Raw genomic sequence first — 16389 nt, 5'->3', positions numbered from 1 at the left:
CACCGGGCGGCGCGGCGCTCCTCGCGGATTCAGGATGTGGGACTTCGCGTCGCCGCGTCGGGTTAGGAGTAGCCCGGGCGCGCGTCGGTAAAACCGTCGGGGCTCACACCTCACTGCACCGCACCGCTCGCACCCACAGAATGATGGAAGGACCGCGTTCAGTGCCGCGTCCGATGGATCCCTCGGGTGCTCGCCGAGCGAAAGGTGAACAGGTGCCTGCTGATCGTGCAGCCGAGCCCTCGGCAGCGTCGCGATGCCTCGGCCGGAGGGGGATGTTCCCGCCGCGACGGGCAGAGGCGTTATCGGCACCGTCGGGCTCGGAGCGACAGGAAGGCATTCCCAGGGCCGAAACCGGCCTGCTCCGGTGCGGGTGCGGGTGCCAGTGCGGGTGCCAGTGCGGGTGCCAGTGCCAGTGCGGGTGCCAGTGCCAGTGCCAGTGCCAGTGCCAGGAAGGGTACGGCCGATGAGCGCGGTATCCGGACGTTTCCTCATCCTCAGCGCGGGCATGGGCTCCGGTCACCATGCGGTGGCCGCGGAACTGGCCCGTCGGCTGGAGGCCGACGGAGGACGGACGGCGACGGTCGATGTCCTTGATCTGCTGCCTCCCGGGATCGGCGCCGGGCTGCGTTGCTTCTACCGGTCGGTCATCTGCCGCGCGCCCGTCGTCTACGCGGGGCTGTACGCGGCGTTCTTCCGCGCCGGCAGCGGCCCCCGCCCCGGCAGCGCCCCGCTCGCTTCCCTCGCACAGCGCCGACTGCTGAACCTCGTCGAACAGCAGCAACCTGACGTCGTCGTCCCCGTCTTCCACCTCGCCGCCCAGCTCACCGGCGGGCTCCGCTCACGCGGTGCCCTCGCCGTTCCGAGCGCGGTCGTCATCACCGATTTCGCCGTTCACCGCCAATGGCTGCATCCGGGCAACGACCTCCATCTGTGTCTCACATCCGATGGTGCCCATCAGGTACGGCAAGCGGTCCGGCAGCCGGCTGTCGTCTCCGGTGCTCTGGTGGCATCCCGGTTCCACGCCCCTGCGCCCACGGCGACGGACTGGCGGCGACGACTCGACTCGTCGGGCCGTCCGCCGGTCCTGATCTCGACGGGAGCCTGGGGGGCCGGCGCCCGCCTGGAGCAGACCACGCGGCTCGTGGCTTCGGCGGGCTACAGACCCGTCGTGCTCTGCGGTACCAACACGCGCCTGCGCCGGGACCTGTCACGCATCACGCACGCCGACGCCACGGGCTGGGTCGAGGACATGCCGGGGCTCATGCGGGCCTCCCGCGCGCTGATCGACAACGCGGCGGGACAGACGGCGCTCGAAGCGATGGCCGCCGGGGTGCCGGTGGTCAGCTATCGGCCCATTCCGGGACACGGCAGGGAGGGCGCCCTGCGGATGGCGGAGCGCGGTCTCACCGACCACGCACCGGACCCGTGGGCGCTGATCCGGTCGCTGGACAGGCTGACCGCTCCGGGCCCGGTGCGCGAGCGGCGCATCGCCACGGCCCGCAGCCTCTTCGACGGCGTGGGGGTGCTCCCGCTCGAAGCTCTGGTGCGACCGGACTGAACGGCGTATCCGTGAGGAACGGCGTATTCATCGTGCGGGTTGCCTCGGAGCGGCGTCCGGGACGACTCTGGAGGAGGCATCGCCCGGTGCTCGCAACGGGGCGTCGGGCCGTGCATCCGAAGGACGACGGAGAGTCCGAAGGACGACGGAGAGGCGCCGGCCGTGGGCGGTCGGAAACCGGCGGGGAAGCAGCCCGGCGCGCGTGGCCACCGGACCGTGCCGCACACCGCGGACATGCGGGTGGAGGCGTGGTCGCCGACGGCCGAGGGCTGCATCGCCGAGGCCGTGCGCGCGGTGCTGGAGGGCTTCGCCGACACGTCGTCGGCCTCGGTGGTCGGTGAACGCGCATACGCGGTGACGGCGGAGTCCGACGAGGATCTGCTGGTGTCCGTCCTGGAGGAGGTCGTCTACCGGATGGACGCCGACGGTGAGATTCCGCTCGATCTGGAGGTGGGAACCATCCGGTCGGCGGGATTCGGCCGGGTTCTGTGCACGGTCCGCTTCTGCATGGCCGATGCCGGCACCGCCGTTGCGGTCGGTGCGGTACCGAAGGCCGTGTCGCTGCACGGTCTCCGGCTGCGGGGCGGCCCGGGCGGCTGGAGCTGCGGGGTGACCCTCGACGTCTGAGCGCAGACGGGGAAGGGGCAGGACCATGGTGCTCACGCTGGCGCTGGCGGGCGACACCATGCTCGGGCGCGGCGTCGCCGAGGAACTGCGCCGCTCACCGGTGCCAAAGACGCTGGTCTCCACGGGTGTCAGGAAGGCGCTCGCGGGCGCGGACCTGTTCGTGCTCAACCTGGAGTGCTGTGTCTCGGACCGCGGGCGCCGCTGGTCCGACCCGTGGAAGGCGTTCTTCTTCCGTGCTCCCCCGGCCGCCGCACAGGTCCTGGCCGGCCTGGGCGCGAGCTGTGTGACGCTCGCGAACAACCACGCCCTGGACTACGGGTACGACGCCCTGGCCGACACCCGCACCCTGCTGGCCGGGGCGGGCGTCCACGCGGTCGGCGCGGGTGCGGACGCCCGCGCGGCCCGCGGGTTCACCGTGCTGGAGGCGGTCGGTGTGCGACTGGCGGTGGTGGGTGTCACGGACCACCCGGAGGAGTACGCGGCCGGGGCGGACAGTCCCGGTGTGGCCTGGGCCGATCTCCACGCGGGGGTGCCCGGCTGGCTGACGGAGTCGGTGGGCCGGGCCGCCGCCGCGGCGGATGTCGTCCTGGTCACGCCGCACTGGGGCCCCAACATGACCTCCCGGCCGCCGCGGCACGTCGCGGCGGCTGCCCCGGAGCTGCTGGCGGCGGGAGCGACGCTGGTCGCCGGGCACTCCGCCCATGTCTTCCACGGGACAGCCCCCCGGATCCTCTACGACCTGGGCGACTTCGTCGACGACTACGCGGTCGACCCGGTCCTGCGCAACGACCTCGGGCTTCTCTTCCTGGTGACTCTGGACGGACCGGATGCCGCGCATCTGGTTCCCGCCCGGGTGGAGGTGGTGCCGCTGGCCCTGGACTACTGCCACACCCGCCTGGCGCGCGGCGCGGAACGGGAGTGGATCCGCGAACGGCTCACCACGGCCTGCGCCGAATTCGGCACCGCCGTCGCCGACCGGAACGGACGGCTGACGATCGACTGGAGGTGAGGGACGTGGACATCGCACTGGTGGAGAGGAGCCCGTACCGCTTCCGTATCGAGCGGCGGGATCCGATGCGCGTGCCCGGGACGGTGTTCGCCTCCCGGGCGCTGCTGCCGCAGGCGGCCGGGGACAAGGCGCTGGAGCAGGTGGCGAACGTGGCGACGCTCCCCGGCATTGTCCGGGCCTCCTTCGCCATGCCCGACGTCCACTGGGGTTACGGCTTCCCGATCGGCGGAGTGGCAGCCACCGACATCTCCCACGGCGGCGTCATCTCGCCCGGCGGCGTCGGGTTCGACATCTCCTGCGGCGTACGGCTGCTGGCCGCCGGCATCGACCGCGCGGATCTCGGCCACGACCGGATGCGCAGACTGATGGACATCCTCGACAGCACCATCCCGCGCGGCATGGGACGCGGCGGACTCTGGAAGCTGTCGGGGGTTGGGGAGATGGACGATCTGCTGGTTGGCGGAGCCCGGTACGCGGTCGAGAGCGGCCACGGTGTTCCGCGCGACCTCACACGCTGCGAGGACTACGGCGTCCTGGACGGCGCGGCCCCGGGGCAGGTGAGCAAGCGCGCGGTCGAGCGCGGCCTCCACCAGGTGGGAAGCCTCGGCTCGGGGAACCACTTCCTGGAGGTCCAGGCGGTGGACCGGATCTACGCCCCGGACACCGCGGCCGCCTTCGGCCTGCGGGTGGGCCAGGTGTGCGTCATGATCCACTGCGGCTCGCGCGGTCTGGGCCACCAGGTGTGCACCGACCACGTCCGCGTGATGGACCAGGAACTCCATCGGCACCACATCGAGGTTCCGGACCGGCAGCTGGCCTGCACGCCGGTCGAATCGCCGCGGGGCCGCGCCTACCTCGGGGCGATGGCCGCGGCCGCCAACTACGGCCGGGCCAACCGTCAGCTGCTGTCCGAGGCCGGCCGCCGCGCCTTCGCGACAGCTGCGGGAGTCGGTCTGGAGCTGGTCTACGACATCTCGCACAACACCGCGAAACTTGAGACCCACGAGGTGGACGGTGTGGCGCGTCGGCTGTGCGTCCACCGCAAGGGCGCGACACGGGCGCTGCCGCCCGGCGATCCGGGCCTGCCCGAAGACCTCGTCCGGGCGGGGCAGCCGGTGCTGGTGCCCGGGACGATGGGCACCGCCTCGTACGTGATGGTCGGTCTGCCCGGCAATGATGCCTTCCACTCCGCCTGTCACGGTGCCGGCCGGGTCTGGAGCCGTCACCACGCACTGCGCATGGTCCGTGGGGAGCGGCTTCGCGGGGAGCTGGAGGCACGGGGGATCGCCGTGCGGCCCTCGTCGTGGCGTGGCCTCGCCGAGGAGACGCCGGAAGCGTACAAGGACGTCGACGCGGTCGCCGCCGTCACCGAGGGCGCCGGACTCGCCCGCCCGGTCGCCCGTCTGGTGCCGCTGGGCGTCGTCAAGGGATGAGCGGCTGCGGAACGGGGAGGAGGGGCGCGGCTCCCGCGGAGGCGGACACGGGAGTGCGGTCACGGTGGGATCCGGAGCTGGAGCCGGTCAGTGGCTCGCGGCCGGGCGGAACGCGAGTAGCGTGGAAGGGCGGTGCGGGGTTGCCGGGACGTCCGGTCCGTGGCGCCGTGGCCGTGAGACGGATGGTCCGGGGCCGTGGGACAGCGGAACGTCTCAACCCCTGGTGTCGATGCGGGGCGGACGTGTGCGCTCTCTTCAGGAAGACGAGCGCACCTTCTCCAGGAGACCGAGTGGCGGCCACGATGACGCGGCGACTTCGGGAGCTGCGGGAGGAGCGGGCATGAGGGCCACGGATGTCGTGGTACGTGCCGGACCGGTCCGGCTCCAGGGGCAGGTGTCCGTCCCCGAAGGGGCCACCGGCATCGTGGTGTTCGCCCATGGCAGCGGCAGCAGCCGGCACAGCCCGCGCAACCGCTCCGTGTCGGCCGCGCTGAACGAGGCCGGTCTGGCCACGCTGCTGTTCGACCTCCTCACGGCGGAGGAGGAACTGGACCGCGCCCACGTCTTCGACGCCGTCCTGCTCGCCCGCCGGCTGTCCGATGCCACGCGCTGGCTGCTCGACCAGCCCGGAACCCGGGGCCTCACGGTCGGCTACTTCGGCGCCAGTACCGGCGCGGCCGCCGCGTTGTGGGCAGCCGCCGAGCCCGGCTCCCCGGCCGCGGCCGTCGTCTCCAGGGGCGGCAGGCCCGATCTGGCCGGACGCCGTCTGCCGGAGGTGACCGCACCGACGCTGCTCATCGTCGGAGGGGAGGACGCGGTGGTGCTGGACCTCAACCGCCGGGCCCAGGCGCAACTGCGCTGCGAGAGCCGACTGGCCGTGGTTCCCGGTGCGACGCACCTGTTCGAGGAACCCGGCGCCCTCGCGGAGGTCGCGGACCTGGCCAGGGAGTGGTTCGTGGGCCGCCTGGTCCGTCGTACGGGACCAGAGGGCTGAGCGGCCGGCGCACCGGACGGCCGGGGCCGTACGCGGCGGCCGGCGAGGGGCGGGCCTCCCCGCGATACGGAACAGGCCATCTATGCAACCCGCTTGTCTACGCGCATCATTGAGTTGCTTCGCCCGCACCACCGTCCTCGGCCGCACCACGGGCGTACCCGCTTGCTCTGTGCCCGCCGCCGGCCGGTCACGTACTTGTCATGCACTCGTCAACTCTCTCGGGAGGGGCAACACGATGGCTTGCGGATCAACCAGCCTGTGGGCCGGTGAAACCAGTTGGTTCTGCTGCGGCAACGCCTGGGGGCCGTGCTCCAGCGCCGGCGGTGGCGCCTGCGGCACCTGCCAGTCCGGCGCGAACCACGGCGCGTGGCCCAACGCCTCGCAGGCGTGCTGGGACATCACCCGGCCCGACCTCTGCGGGGAGAGCATCCCCAGACGCGGCTGCGGTGCGGTCATGAACGTCAGGCACCAGTGCTCGGGCGCGACGGTATGCATCACGATCACCGACTGCGGCCCGCGCACCAAGGAGTGGTGCGGCGAGGCGGCCTGCTGCAACGGCACCTGTCGCACCAACCGCGTCCTCGACCTGACACCGGCCGCCTTCTCGGCGATCGGCAACCTGAGCTCCGGCAAGCTGCCGGTCTACATCTACGAGTGAGGAGGCCGGACATGACCGCACGATACGACCGGGCAGACGGGATGCGCCGTCGCCGCTTCCTCTCGAACGCCGCCCTGGGCGGCGCGACCATCATCGGCGCGACCGCGCTCGGCGGCATCGACGCCGATTCCGCCTTCGCCTCGGAACCCTCGCTCGACCCCGCGATAGCGAAGTCCACCTTCGTGGAGGGCCGTATCACGGGCATCACGGGCAGTGTTCTGGAGGTGGCCGGATCCAACGGCGGCCACTCCCGGGTACAGATGACCAACGTCACCAGCGTGTGGAAGGTGCGCGCCACCACGGCCGAAGTCATCGAGGTCGGCGACGGACTCTACGCCCGCGGCATCACGATGCCGGACGGCACCGTGGCCGCGGACGCGGTGTGGGTGAACATCGTGAACCTGGACACGCAGATCCGCGGCATCGCGAAGAACCGGCTGCACCTCGCCCACGGGCAGCACGAACTGGTCGGCCACGTCGCCCCGGACGCCAGCGCCTCCTACGCGGGTCGCGCACTGACGTCCGACCTGTCCCAGCTGCGGATCGGGCAGAGCGCCCAGGTGCTCGGCGCCTGGCGGCCGTCCGACAACTCCGTGGACGTCGTCCGCATCTCCGTCGGCCACTGATGCGGGCCCAGGGACACGGGGAGAGGAAGAGATGCTGTCACTGACAACGGGCCTCGCACCGCTGGTCCTCGCGGGCCTGCTCGGGTGGACCGGAGCGGTCAAGGCGTTCAGCCGGGGCACCGCGCGGCAGGCCCCGAAGACGGCGCTGGCCCGCATGCTGCGCAGCAGCGAGCGGGCCACGACGGTCCTGCGCGCTACGGGCGCGGCTGAACTCCTCATCGCGGCAGGGCTGCTGGTGGCCCCGGCGAACCCGGTGCCGGGGGCCGCCACCGCGGCGCTCGGAGCGGGCTTCCTCGGCTATCTCGGCTACGGCCGGGCCGTGGCGCCGGAGTCATCGTGCGGATGCTCGGCCAGTGAGGAATCCCCCCTCACCTGGAGGGCGTTCGCACGGGCGGCGGTGGTGCTCATCGGCGGGGCGACGGCGGCGGTGGCGCAGGACACCTGGTGGTCGGCGGTCGCCCAGCGGCCTGCCGGTGCCGTTCTCTTCCTGGCCGGGGCGACGGCGGTTCTGATCGCCCTCTCGGCCGACCTCGACCGGTGGTGGCTGCTGCCGTTGCGCCGGACGAGGCTGCGCGTCTTCGGCCATCCGCTCCTCGGGACCGCCGGCGGGAATCAGGTGCCCGTCGCGGCAAGCGTCGAACTCCTGGAGAGCTCGCTCGCCTGGCAGGCCGCCGCGCCGGTGGTCCGGTCCGCCCTCCTGGACCACTGGGAGGAGGACGGCTGGCGCATCCTCCAGTACTCGGGGGTGTACGGGGACCAGGACAACGCGCGCCCGGTCGCGGTCGTGTTCGCACTCGACGCCACGGCCGGCCGCGACAGCGGCGACGCTCCCCTCGTCCGCGTCAGCTATGTCGACGCGGACAGCGGAGCGCCGGTGGCCGCGGACGAGCTCAACGCGGTGCGGTCCCGGAAGGTCCTGCCGATGGCGGGATGAACCTCGGCCGTGCCCCCAGACGCGGGGGCACGGCCCTGTTCTCCCGAAGCTGCCGTGAGCAAAGGCGGCGGGCGAATGAGGCCCGCTACCGGGCCCGGGTCCGCACGGCGCTGCGCCGGCAGCCCGGCGGCCAGGTCCGGTCGTACGGGATGGATCTGCTCAGGTGGTACCGGTTCCCTCTCTGCACTACATCAACGGTGGATCAGCGTCCGACGTTGAGGGCGCAGGCCCGGGATTGGTGAACCGCTCCCCATCACGTGGATGGGGGGAGCTGTCCGCGCACCCATTCGGGATCGGGGTTGACGTGCGGCCGGCCCGCCACCACGACGGTCGGCACGGTCTCGTCGCCATCGTTGGCTGCCCTCACCGCCGTTGCCCCAGCCGGGTCGCGCCAGATGTCGACCCAATGCAGCCGGCGGGCGCTGCGGCCCAACCGGATCCGCAGGCGCAGGCAGTACGTGCAGCCCGCCCGCCAGTAGACGATCGGTCGGCCGTCGACCGCGCTGCGGCGTTGTGCCTCCGCCGCACCGATCGACCGCGGGAACGCCAGCGGCGAGTTCAGCCCTGCGAGCAGGACGAACACCAGCAGTAGCGCAACGGCCGCGCCGGGAAATCCCCTGACGACCATCGTGGTCGCAACGAGTGAGCCGCAGACCACAAGCGACATCGGGAAGATCCAAGCGCGCGTCATGTTGAGGCAGGCTATTCGACGTCCGGCTCTTCGGCGTGTCGTGGGCTGCTTGACTCGTGGGCCCGCTTCACGCCGAACCATGCGCCGGGGGCGCCCCGATGGTCCTCTGCAGCCACTTGTTCAGAGTGGCGTAGTCAGCGTCGGTCAGGCCCTGACGGGGGTCGACGCGATGGAGCAGGGCAGGTCCTTGATGGTGTGCAGACACCCAGGTTCGATCGGTGTTCGTGATCTCGTCATCGACCCAGATGAATGCGCGCCTTCCAGCCCGGTGGACAAGTGTGCGGGTTTTCCAGTGCAGCCCGTTCCGCTCGTCCTGCTCATCAGTATCGGATGGCTCCGGCCAGATCACGACGTCCAGCTGGGGCAGGCCGATCCGCGGAGCGATGCACTCGTTCGCGTCGGCCATCCACGTCGTGGCCCAGACCAGATCGCACGGTAGCGCCGCCAGCCGGCGCCCGTGCTCGGGATTGATCCTGGCCAGAAGCGGGTTCGAGTCGGCTCCCCGTGGTTCAGGACTCGCCTGATACGTCGGATACTTCTGCGACGCCGCGCCGAAGGGAATGAGGGGTCCGTCGACATCGAGGAAGAGCAGTGGACGCTGCCCGGAACCGGTCACGGCTGCACGATAGCGGCTCATCCTGACAGTCCGACCCGATAAGAAGGTCCGATGAGTGGCCTCCGCTCCTCGCGGCGAAGCGCGGGTGTCGAACGGTGTTCCGTCCTTGCGCTCGACGCTGGCCGGATGGCTTCCGCTGGTGGGAAGATGACCGTCATGACGATCACCAGAAAGGCCGATGCCGCGTAGACGGCCTGGCCGCGTCCGTACCGAGCTTTCGCGTCGGCCTCGGATGCAGGACGACATCACTACCATCCATGGCCTGTCCTCGGCAGCACTCGCTGAGGTTCGACGGATCGAGCGTCAGAAGAAGTACCTGTGGCCGGGCTCGATCGGGGCATCGGTGGTGCGCTGGAGAAGCTTCGTTCACCAGCCGAATCGTCGCCTCTGGGACTACGGGAGCGACGGCTGCACGGAGTGGGCCTGTTGCGGAGACCCGTGGCAGGCCCGCGAGCACCTTGAAGCGGTGATGTCGGCGATGACTCGACGGCGGGCGCGCGAACTCCGCAGCCTCGTTGATGCCCTGGACAGACGCTACTGATTCGAGGCGCCACCGTCACAGCTCGGCATCAAGACGTCCGGCGCTCCTGCGAAAGTCGGGCGTGCCGAGGTGGACGGTGGTGTGTTTCGCGGTCAGATCACGCATGGCCTCCAGCTTCTGCAGTGCGGCGGCCAGGGTCGTCTCGGCCGCGGCGACCTCCCCGAGCCGGCCCTGCTCCCTGGCCTCGGCCTCCTGCAAGGCGGTCGATGAGGTGGGTGCGGACCTCCTCCAGACGCGGTATTCGGGCGGGATCAACCCGAAGAAGGGGGCCGCCGATCTGCGGCTGCGCCGCGTGGGCGGTGAGTGACCGGAAGCGGTGCCGCAGGCAGGCAGCCGGGCGCGAAGACCCCTACTGCCCGGCCGTACGACATGTCAGACCACGGCGAGCCGGTCCACCAGCAGCTCCGCTCTCCGCTCGGCGTCCCCCGTGGGCAGCCGTCCCGCCCGGGTCAGGGTCGCCAGACCGTGCAGGGCCGCCCAGAACACCTCGGTGAACAGTGCAGGGTGGACTCCTTCCCCGGCGACCTCACCGAGAGTCTCCAGCAGGGCGGCGAAGGCGTCCTTCAACGGCTCCGGGGTCTCCTCGTCCGCGAACGCCAGGCCGCCGTCGAGCTGGAACATGGCGTCGTAGACCGCCGGATTGCGCTCGGCGAAGTCGAGGTAGGCGCGGGCGAGGGCGGTGACCCGGGCCCGCGGGCCGCTCGCGGCGGAGGCCGCGGCCCGCAGCGCCACAGCCATCTCGGCGGCGCCCTCCAGGGCGACGGCGCCGATGATCTCGCGCTTGCCGCGGAAGTGGCTGTAGAGGACGGGCTGGCTGTACTCGATGCGCTCGGCGAGCCGGCGGGTGGTGACCGCGTCCCAACCCTGCTGCTCGGCGAGTTCACGGGCCGTCGCCACGATCAGGCGCTCACGGACAGCCCGTTCGCGCTCCTTGCGTTCCTGTACCGACATGATTCGATCCTAGCACCGCTAGACAATCAAGCGGCAGCAGTACTAGCGTTGCCTCATCATCTAGCAACACTAGATTCCAGGAGGGGTAGCCATGCTCAACGCGCTTGAGATCGTCACCACCGTGATCGTCGGCCTGATGGTGGGAGTGGAGTTCTCCGTCGCCTTCGTCATGAACCCGATCTTCAACGCCCTCCCCGACGAGAGCGGCCAACGCGCCCGAAGCCACGGCGCCCGGATGCTCGGCGCCGTCATGCCGGTCTGGTACATCGGCTCGCTCGTCCTCGCCGCGGTCTGGGCCGTCGCCGGACGGCACCACGACGGAGCCGGACTCGTCGTCACCGCCGGCGCGCTGCTGATCCTCAGCGTGGTGATGTCGCTCCTGCTGCTCGTCCCGATCAACAACCGGGGCAAGACATGGACCGTCGAGAACCGGCCCGACGACTGGAAGGAGCAGATGAACCGCTGGAACCGCTTCCACTACGTCCGCGTGGCCGTCATCATCGCCGCCTTCGCTCTGCTGGTGGCCGCCCGCGGCTGAGCCCGCGGGCCGACACCACGCCGGTGGCGCACCATCCCCACTCCCCGGGCGGCAGCGGACCACCGAAATCCCGGCATCCGGGAATGCGGCTGCCGCTGAGAGCTCCCAACTACGATCGCGACAAGCTACGCCCGTCGCTCACTTGCGTGGCTCTCGGCTCTGGTTCGGGTGGGGTCTCTGATCCAGATCACCGAGGCACGCAGGTGAGGCCCGGCGAGGTAGCTTTTCGGGGGCTTGTCGCAGCGGGCCGCGATGCCCGCCGCGCCTTGAGCTTGTTGGTCAGGCGCTCGACGGTGTTCCTCTTCTTGCAGAGCTCGGCGTCGTGGTCGACGGGGCGTACCCCTTTGCGGCCCTTCCTCTTCCGGTGGGGGCCTGGTCCCGTCTCTCCGGAATGACGGCCTTGATGCCGCGCCTGCGCAGGTAGGCGCGGTGACGACATGTCCCGTGCGGGGTCCGGACGGTGTGACGCCTGGACCCCGCACGGGACGGAAGCGTCAGCGCTTCATGAGAGCGAAGGTTCCCCAGCTGAGATATTCACGCGTGGAGCGCGCGTAGCGGGCGGGTTCGGTGGTGAGTTCTTCCCGTACCTCGGGGGCCAGTTCGTCGTCCGGGTTCCGGTCGAGCCAGCGGCGCATGTTGAGCCACTGGGCCGCGGCGTAGCGGTCCCAGCTGTCCTGGTCGGCCAGCATCATTTCCACGACGTCGTACCCGAGATCCTGGAACTGCCCGATCAGGTCCGGGAGGAGCAGGAAATCGGCGATGCCGGTGGCGTGGCAGGCCTGGGCGGTCTCCTCGTCCGGAGGGGTCTGCCGCCAGAACGGCTCGCCGATCAGCATCAGTCCTCCGGGGCGGAGGCTGCGGTTGAGCAGCTCGGCCGTTCCGGCGACGCCGTTTCCGATCCACGTGGCGCCGACGCAGGCGGCGAGGTCGACCGGCTGGTCCGCGACATGGCCGGCGGCGTCACCGTGGACGAACTCGACCCGGTCGGTGACGCCGAGTTCGGCGGCGCGGGCCCGGGCCTGCTCGGTGAAGACCGTGCTGATGTCGACCCCGGTGCCCGTGAAGCCCAGGTCACGCGCCCAGGTGCACAGCATCTCGCCCGAGCCGCTGGCCAGGTCGAGCACCCGTGTCCCGGGGGCGAGGTGGAGCGATGCACCCAGGGCGGCGAACTTGTCCGCGGTCAGCGGGTTGTGGATCCGGTGACTGCTCTCACGGATGGTGAAGATACGAGGAAGGTCCATGACCAGATTCCTTTCCGTCATGCCTTGAAGTGCGGGGATTGCTTGAGTGCGCGTCGAAGGCGCGCGCCTTGTTTCTTCGGCCGCTCCAGCTCGGCGCGCAGCCGCGCGTCGGTGCGGGAGGCGGCGTAGGTGTTCTCGCGCTGCAGCCGGTGGTAGTTGTCGAGGCGCCGCCGGGTGAGACGGCCGTCCTCGACGGCGGACAGCACGGCGCAGCCCGGCTCGGTGGTGTGGGCGCAGTCCACGAAGCGGCAGTCCCGCGCCAGTTCGGTGATCTCGGCGAAGGTCTGCTCCAGGCCCTCGTCGGCATCGTGCAGGGCGACGCCCCGCAGGCCCGGGGTGTCCAGCAGGACCCCGCCGTGGGGCAACGGCAACAGCTCCCGCCACGCGGTGGTGTGCCGGCCCTTGCCATCGCTGTCGCGCACCGCGCCGGTGGTCAGGAGGTCCTCGCCCAACAGGCGGTTGCCGAGCGTGGACTTGCCCGCACCCGAGGGCCCGAGCAGGACGACCGTGCCCGACAGGACGGCGGCGAGGACGTCCATGCCCTCACCGGTGGCAGCGCTGGTGACCAGCACCTCCACACCCGGGGCGACCGCAGCCACCTCGGACGCCGCCGACACAGCATCGACGCACCGGTCGGCCTTGGTGAGCACCACCACAGGCGTGGCGTCACTGTCCCAGGCCAGGGCGAGCATCCGCTCGATCCGCCCGTGCCTGAGGGGGTCGGCGAGCGAGACGGTCACCGCCACGGTGTCGACGTTCGTGGCCAGTACCTGGGCTTGGGAGGTGCGCGACACCGTGGAGCGGACCACGGCGGTCCGGCGCTCCAGTACCGCGACGACGGTGGCGGAGGTGGCCGCAGTGGCCGGCCGGACGGCCACCCAGTCACCGGTGCACGGCGTCGGCCGGTCACCGGCGACTGCCGAGGGGACGACCGTCGCGCGGACGGGTCCGGTCTCGGCGACGACATCGCACAGGCCGCGCTCGGCCCGCACGACGCGGCCCGGAACCAGTCCGTCGGCCCGCGACCGGGTGAAGGAACGCTCACGTTCCGTGTCCCAGCCGTAGTCGGCCAGAGTCAGGACGCGCCCAGGAGGAGAGTGAGCAGGTTGGTGTGAAGTGGGTTGATGAAACAACGTGGAGACCCTTGAAAGGGGGCCCCGCCGGACGGCAGGCGTGCCGGGACTACTCCCACGAAGGAGGAAGGCAGGCGAAGGTCAGGACGAGGCCCGGGAAGTGAGGATGATCCGGGCACCGCACACAGCGGTGTTCTCCACGACAGTCATCAACTCACCTCCTTCAGTCTCCGTGAGCGAACTGGTCGTCGCTCGGGCCACCACCGTAACACCCTCCGCGAACGTCGGCGCCGCTTGGGCTGCACGTTCGAGACGCAGACCACCAACAACCTCCGGCGCGCAACAGCGGAAGCGCGCAACGCGCGGCCGTTCGACTCGGTAGGGCGACAGGAAGGCCACACCCGCACGCGGCGCAACTGTCAGAAACGGCCGTTTGCTCCCGCGCCGACCAGGTGACCTGTACGGCCAGGTCAAGGCGGCCGACCGTCCGGGGAGCCCCGGCCAGTGCCCCTCGGTCCGTCACCCGGCCCCGGCAGGCGGGTCGTCCGCGGAGAACCGCGCCCGCGCCCGCGCGATCAGAGCGGCAGGTTCCTCCTGCGCCTGCAACGCCTTCAGGGCGAGAAGCCACCACTGGTGCAGCCGGGCCGCGAGGTCCCCCTCCCCCGTGACCTCGCCGGTGAGCGTACAGAGGCCGAAGAACGCGCATACGAGTGTGGTGGCAGTGTCGGACGGCTCGACGTCCTCGGCGAGTTCGCCTCCGGCCCGGGCATCGGCGAGAAGCCTCGTCGCGGCCGCGATCCAGGCGGCGAACGGCGCGGGCACGGCCGCGTCGATGCTGCGGCGCTCGATCCACAGGCGGGCACCGGCACGGGCTATGACGTCCTCGCTCAGGGCCCTGGCGATCTCGAAGCTCAGTGCGACGAGCATCTCAAGCGGTGGCACGTCCGGATTCGCGCAGTGCCGGGCCAGCTGCGGCCATGTGGCGAACTGTTCGCGGACGACGGCGAGCGCGAGCTTCTCCTTGCTGGAGTAGTGGAAGTAGATCGCCCCGCTGGTCTTCCCCGAACGGCTGCTTATGTCGTTGATGCTGGTGCCGGCGTACCCCCGTTCGACAAAGAGGTGCGCCGCAGCTTCCAACAGGGATTTCCGGGTCACTAGCGCCCTGTCTTGCACGTGTGTTCCACCTTCGATAATTCATGTCATGCATGTGACGCAAGGAAGTTGTGTGCGCCCGCACACAGACGGCGCGGAAGCAGTTCTCGCGGAATTCTTATTATTCTTCGACCGTGCGTACATGTGGGTGACATCGGGAAAGTTCACGCTCTCGCGTGGACACATCCGCATGCCGCTCCACCCCCAGGTGGACCGTTACGGGCGATTTATTCAACTCGGCATCATATCAAAGTAGTTGCACATATTAGTGGCGCCGCGTGCGGCGCACGCACCGAACTCCGCGCGCCGGGATGCCGGGCACCCTCTTCATGATCAGCTCTTCATAAAACACTCGATGTAGTGATTGCGTCTTTCTTCGCCGCGAAATTAACGTAGTGACCACGATGTTTTCGGGCTCGCTCCGCGGGAGCGGACAAAAGTCCTGGGCGGCGGGCTCCACAGAGGTGAATCGGCCGTCTTGGCAGACGCTCATCGAAAATTCCTCGGCATCCACGTCCCAGCAGTAGAGCGCGCCTCCCCGCGGTCCGTCACCTCGCGGAACCCATGACGGATCGGGGTCGGCGCACTCTTTGAGAACGGCAGGGAAAATGACAGCTCATCGCATCTTCAACTGGTCCCCGGCTGCCATCGTCTTCGATTGCGACGGCACTCTGATGGACACCGAACGCCACTGGCAGAACGCCCGCAATCATGTCTTCCGCGAGTTCGGCCTGCGGCCCCCGTACGGTTTCGCCGAGCGAGCGAAGGGAGTGCACTACATCGAGTGCGGGAGCCTCATGGCCCAGGAGACCGGGAAGCCCGAGCTCACCGACGCCATGACCCACTCGCTGAAGCGGCACTTCACGGCACTGGTCGCCGATGACCCCGTCGCCATGCCGGGCGCCGCCGCTCTCGTCCGACTCACCGCGCGGCACCTGCCGCTCGCGGTGGCCAGCAACTGCCCTTTGGACGTGGTCGAGTTCTGCCTGGAGCGGGCCGCGCTGCTGCGTCACTTCGAGCACATCGTCGTCGCGGGCGACGCCTTGAAGCCCAAGCCGCATCCGGACGTATACGCCGCCGCGGTGCTCGCCTGCGGCGTACACCCGCAGGACGCGCTGGCCGTGGAGGACTCCGTCACGGGCATCGAGGCGGCACACAGCGCGGGCCTGCGGGTGCTGGGCGTGGGCCCACGCCCAGCCGGAGAGGGCGCGGACCGCGCCGATCTCTGGGTCGACGCCCTCAACGACCCGGAGCTGACGGACTGGGCCCATGCCCGGATCGCGGAGGCCGGGCCCCGCGCGTGAGTCGCCGGGCGCGACACGGAGATCCGCGCCCACGGCGAGAACGGAGCCCGTTGCGCGTCGGCCCCGTCCCACGCGTGGGATCGACCGGCTCAGCAGGCGTGCGTGACGTACGCCCGGGAGAACCCCTCTGAGGCATCGCGGTGGGCCGGACGGCCAGGGGGCACGGTCGGATGGGCAGTGCGGCTGACGAGGCCGTCCCGTTCCGGAGCTCGCGGTGTCTGGAGCAGCATCCTCTGCGTGATGCCGTCGAGGACGCGCCGCAGCTCGTTGCATCGCATCGGTCGGACCGCGGCGCTCACCGCCTGGCAGTCACGCGCGCACGTCGCCGATGTGCACAGCGCCGAGACCGGGAGGAGCCGGCACTCTGCGCCGCGCGGGCCCATGTGCCCGGTCCTCGGGGCGGGTGTGGGGAGCGGGACACTCGGCCCGCTCCCCACACCCTC

General features: G+C 70.6%; 18 protein-coding genes and 2 pseudogenes. 11 read left to right on the top strand and 9 right to left on the bottom strand.

Features of this window, described 5'->3' with window-relative positions:
* Positions 1-463: 463 nt before the first annotated feature.
* From ACFVUT_RS18015 to ACFVUT_RS17980, 8 genes and pseudogenes are all read left to right on the top strand, one after another.
* The gene (locus ACFVUT_RS18015; RefSeq protein ID WP_389649596.1) at positions 464-1558 is read left to right on the top strand and encodes a galactosyldiacylglycerol synthase; all 1095 of its coding nucleotides are present in this window, start codon (positions 464-466) and stop codon (positions 1556-1558) included.
* 162 nt (positions 1559-1720) lie between these two features.
* Positions 1721-2185, top strand: coding sequence for an archease (locus tag ACFVUT_RS18010; RefSeq protein WP_389649599.1), 465 nt, complete (start codon positions 1721-1723; stop codon positions 2183-2185).
* Positions 2186-2210: 25 nt separating this feature from the next.
* Entirely contained in the window at positions 2211-3194 is a 984-nt protein-coding gene (locus ACFVUT_RS18005; RefSeq protein ID WP_389649602.1) for a CapA family protein, read from the top strand.
* A gap of 5 nt (positions 3195-3199) precedes the next feature.
* On the top strand, positions 3200-4627 hold the full coding sequence (locus ACFVUT_RS18000; RefSeq protein WP_389649605.1) for an RtcB family protein: 1428 nt from the start codon (positions 3200-3202) through the stop codon (positions 4625-4627).
* Between the two features lie 310 nt (positions 4628-4937).
* Positions 4938-5621 (top strand): annotated as a pseudogene (locus tag ACFVUT_RS17995) (dienelactone hydrolase family protein); the annotation flags it as partial.
* A gap of 235 nt (positions 5622-5856) precedes the next feature.
* Entirely contained in the window at positions 5857-6279 is a 423-nt protein-coding gene (locus ACFVUT_RS17990) for a hypothetical protein (protein WP_389649608.1), read from the top strand.
* Positions 6280-6290: 11 nt separating this feature from the next.
* The gene (locus tag ACFVUT_RS17985; protein WP_389649610.1) at positions 6291-6905 is read left to right on the top strand and encodes a cell wall protein; all 615 of its coding nucleotides are present in this window, start codon (positions 6291-6293) and stop codon (positions 6903-6905) included.
* A gap of 31 nt (positions 6906-6936) precedes the next feature.
* The gene (locus ACFVUT_RS17980; protein ID WP_389649613.1) at positions 6937-7839 is read left to right on the top strand and encodes a MauE/DoxX family redox-associated membrane protein; all 903 of its coding nucleotides are present in this window, start codon (positions 6937-6939) and stop codon (positions 7837-7839) included.
* Between the two features lie 253 nt (positions 7840-8092).
* Here the strand turns inward: ACFVUT_RS17980 and ACFVUT_RS17975 are convergent, their stop codons facing one another.
* Positions 8093-8530 carry a glutaredoxin domain-containing protein gene (locus ACFVUT_RS17975; protein WP_389649616.1) on the bottom strand — a complete coding sequence of 146 codons (438 nt, stop codon included), beginning with the start codon at positions 8528-8530 and terminating at the stop codon, positions 8093-8095.
* 67 nt (positions 8531-8597) lie between these two features.
* The gene (locus ACFVUT_RS17970; protein ID WP_389649618.1) at positions 8598-9146 is read right to left on the bottom strand and encodes an HAD domain-containing protein; all 549 of its coding nucleotides are present in this window, start codon (positions 9144-9146) and stop codon (positions 8598-8600) included.
* Positions 9147-9378: 232 nt separating this feature from the next.
* Here ACFVUT_RS17970 and ACFVUT_RS17965 point away from each other — a divergent pair, with 232 nt between their 5' ends.
* Positions 9379-9687, top strand: coding sequence for a hypothetical protein (locus ACFVUT_RS17965; RefSeq protein WP_389649621.1), 309 nt, complete (start codon positions 9379-9381; stop codon positions 9685-9687).
* 15 nt (positions 9688-9702) lie between these two features.
* On the opposite strand, the gene ACFVUT_RS17960 is transcribed toward ACFVUT_RS17965, so the two are convergent.
* Positions 9703-9885, bottom strand: a complete 183-nt coding sequence (locus tag ACFVUT_RS17960; RefSeq protein WP_389649624.1) for a hypothetical protein — start codon at positions 9883-9885, stop codon at positions 9703-9705.
* Positions 9886-10059: 174 nt separating this feature from the next.
* A complete protein-coding gene (locus ACFVUT_RS17955; RefSeq protein WP_389649627.1) occupies positions 10060-10638 on the bottom strand; it encodes a TetR/AcrR family transcriptional regulator in 579 nt (192 codons plus the stop codon).
* Positions 10639-10729: 91 nt separating this feature from the next.
* Between ACFVUT_RS17955 and ACFVUT_RS17950 the strand changes: the two genes are divergently transcribed.
* Positions 10730-11176: an anthrone oxygenase family protein gene (locus tag ACFVUT_RS17950; protein ID WP_389649630.1), complete on the top strand. Its 447-nt coding sequence runs from the start codon at positions 10730-10732 to the stop codon at positions 11174-11176.
* A 125-nt stretch (positions 11177-11301) separates the two neighbouring features.
* On the opposite strand, the pseudogene ACFVUT_RS17945 reads toward ACFVUT_RS17950, so the two are convergent.
* From ACFVUT_RS17945 to ACFVUT_RS17930, 4 genes and pseudogenes are all read right to left on the bottom strand, one after another.
* Positions 11302-11608, bottom strand: a pseudogene (locus ACFVUT_RS17945) (hypothetical protein); the annotation flags it as partial.
* A 62-nt stretch (positions 11609-11670) separates the two neighbouring features.
* A complete protein-coding gene (locus tag ACFVUT_RS17940) occupies positions 11671-12417 on the bottom strand; it encodes an SAM-dependent methyltransferase (protein ID WP_389649633.1) in 747 nt (248 codons plus the stop codon).
* 17 nt (positions 12418-12434) lie between these two features.
* On the bottom strand, positions 12435-13490 hold the full coding sequence (gene rsgA / locus ACFVUT_RS17935) for a ribosome small subunit-dependent GTPase A (RefSeq protein WP_389649893.1): 1056 nt from the start codon (positions 13488-13490) through the stop codon (positions 12435-12437).
* Between the two features lie 519 nt (positions 13491-14009).
* On the bottom strand, positions 14010-14663 hold the full coding sequence (locus ACFVUT_RS17930; RefSeq protein WP_389649636.1) for a ScbR family autoregulator-binding transcription factor: 654 nt from the start codon (positions 14661-14663) through the stop codon (positions 14010-14012).
* A gap of 587 nt (positions 14664-15250) precedes the next feature.
* Here ACFVUT_RS17930 and ACFVUT_RS17925 point away from each other — a divergent pair.
* Positions 15251-15946, top strand: a complete 696-nt coding sequence (locus ACFVUT_RS17925; protein WP_389649639.1) for an HAD family hydrolase — start codon at positions 15251-15253, stop codon at positions 15944-15946.
* A gap of 89 nt (positions 15947-16035) precedes the next feature.
* Here ACFVUT_RS17925 and ACFVUT_RS17920 read toward each other — a convergent pair whose 3' ends face one another.
* On the bottom strand, positions 16036-16224 hold the full coding sequence (locus tag ACFVUT_RS17920; protein WP_389670986.1) for a winged helix-turn-helix transcriptional regulator: 189 nt from the start codon (positions 16222-16224) through the stop codon (positions 16036-16038).
* Positions 16225-16389: the final 165 nt, after the last annotated feature.

It is taken from the genome of Streptomyces sp. NPDC058051, from assembly GCF_042885475.1.
Taxonomy (GTDB): domain Bacteria; phylum Actinomycetota; class Actinomycetes; order Streptomycetales; family Streptomycetaceae; genus Streptomyces.
Note: the sequence above shows the minus strand (reverse complement) of the source record. Positions and strands in the feature narration are given on the sequence as shown.

What these genes read in the sequence shown, in the direction of transcription:
- ACFVUT_RS17940 (WP_389649633.1), bottom strand. Translation starts at nt 12,417, where the DNA reads ATGGACCTTCCTCGTATCTTCACCATCCGTGAGAGCAGTCACCGGATC.
- ACFVUT_RS17985 (WP_389649610.1), top strand. Translation starts at nt 6,291, where the DNA reads ATGACCGCACGATACGACCGGGCAGACGGGATGCGCCGTCGCCGCTTC.
- ACFVUT_RS17955 (WP_389649627.1), bottom strand. Translation starts at nt 10,638, where the DNA reads ATGTCGGTACAGGAACGCAAGGAGCGCGAACGGGCTGTCCGTGAGCGC.
- ACFVUT_RS18005 (WP_389649602.1), top strand. Translation starts at nt 2,211, where the DNA reads ATGGTGCTCACGCTGGCGCTGGCGGGCGACACCATGCTCGGGCGCGGC.
- ACFVUT_RS17990 (WP_389649608.1), top strand. Translation starts at nt 5,857, where the DNA reads ATGGCTTGCGGATCAACCAGCCTGTGGGCCGGTGAAACCAGTTGGTTC.
- ACFVUT_RS17965 (WP_389649621.1), top strand. Translation starts at nt 9,379, where the DNA reads ATGCAGGACGACATCACTACCATCCATGGCCTGTCCTCGGCAGCACTC.
- ACFVUT_RS17925 (WP_389649639.1), top strand. Translation starts at nt 15,251, where the DNA reads ATGACAGCTCATCGCATCTTCAACTGGTCCCCGGCTGCCATCGTCTTC.
- ACFVUT_RS17975 (WP_389649616.1), bottom strand. Translation starts at nt 8,530, where the DNA reads ATGACGCGCGCTTGGATCTTCCCGATGTCGCTTGTGGTCTGCGGCTCA.
- ACFVUT_RS17920 (WP_389670986.1), bottom strand. Translation starts at nt 16,224, where the DNA reads ATGCGATGCAACGAGCTGCGGCGCGTCCTCGACGGCATCACGCAGAGG.
- ACFVUT_RS17980 (WP_389649613.1), top strand. Translation starts at nt 6,937, where the DNA reads ATGCTGTCACTGACAACGGGCCTCGCACCGCTGGTCCTCGCGGGCCTG.
- ACFVUT_RS17950 (WP_389649630.1), top strand. Translation starts at nt 10,730, where the DNA reads ATGCTCAACGCGCTTGAGATCGTCACCACCGTGATCGTCGGCCTGATG.
- ACFVUT_RS18015 (WP_389649596.1), top strand. Translation starts at nt 464, where the DNA reads ATGAGCGCGGTATCCGGACGTTTCCTCATCCTCAGCGCGGGCATGGGC.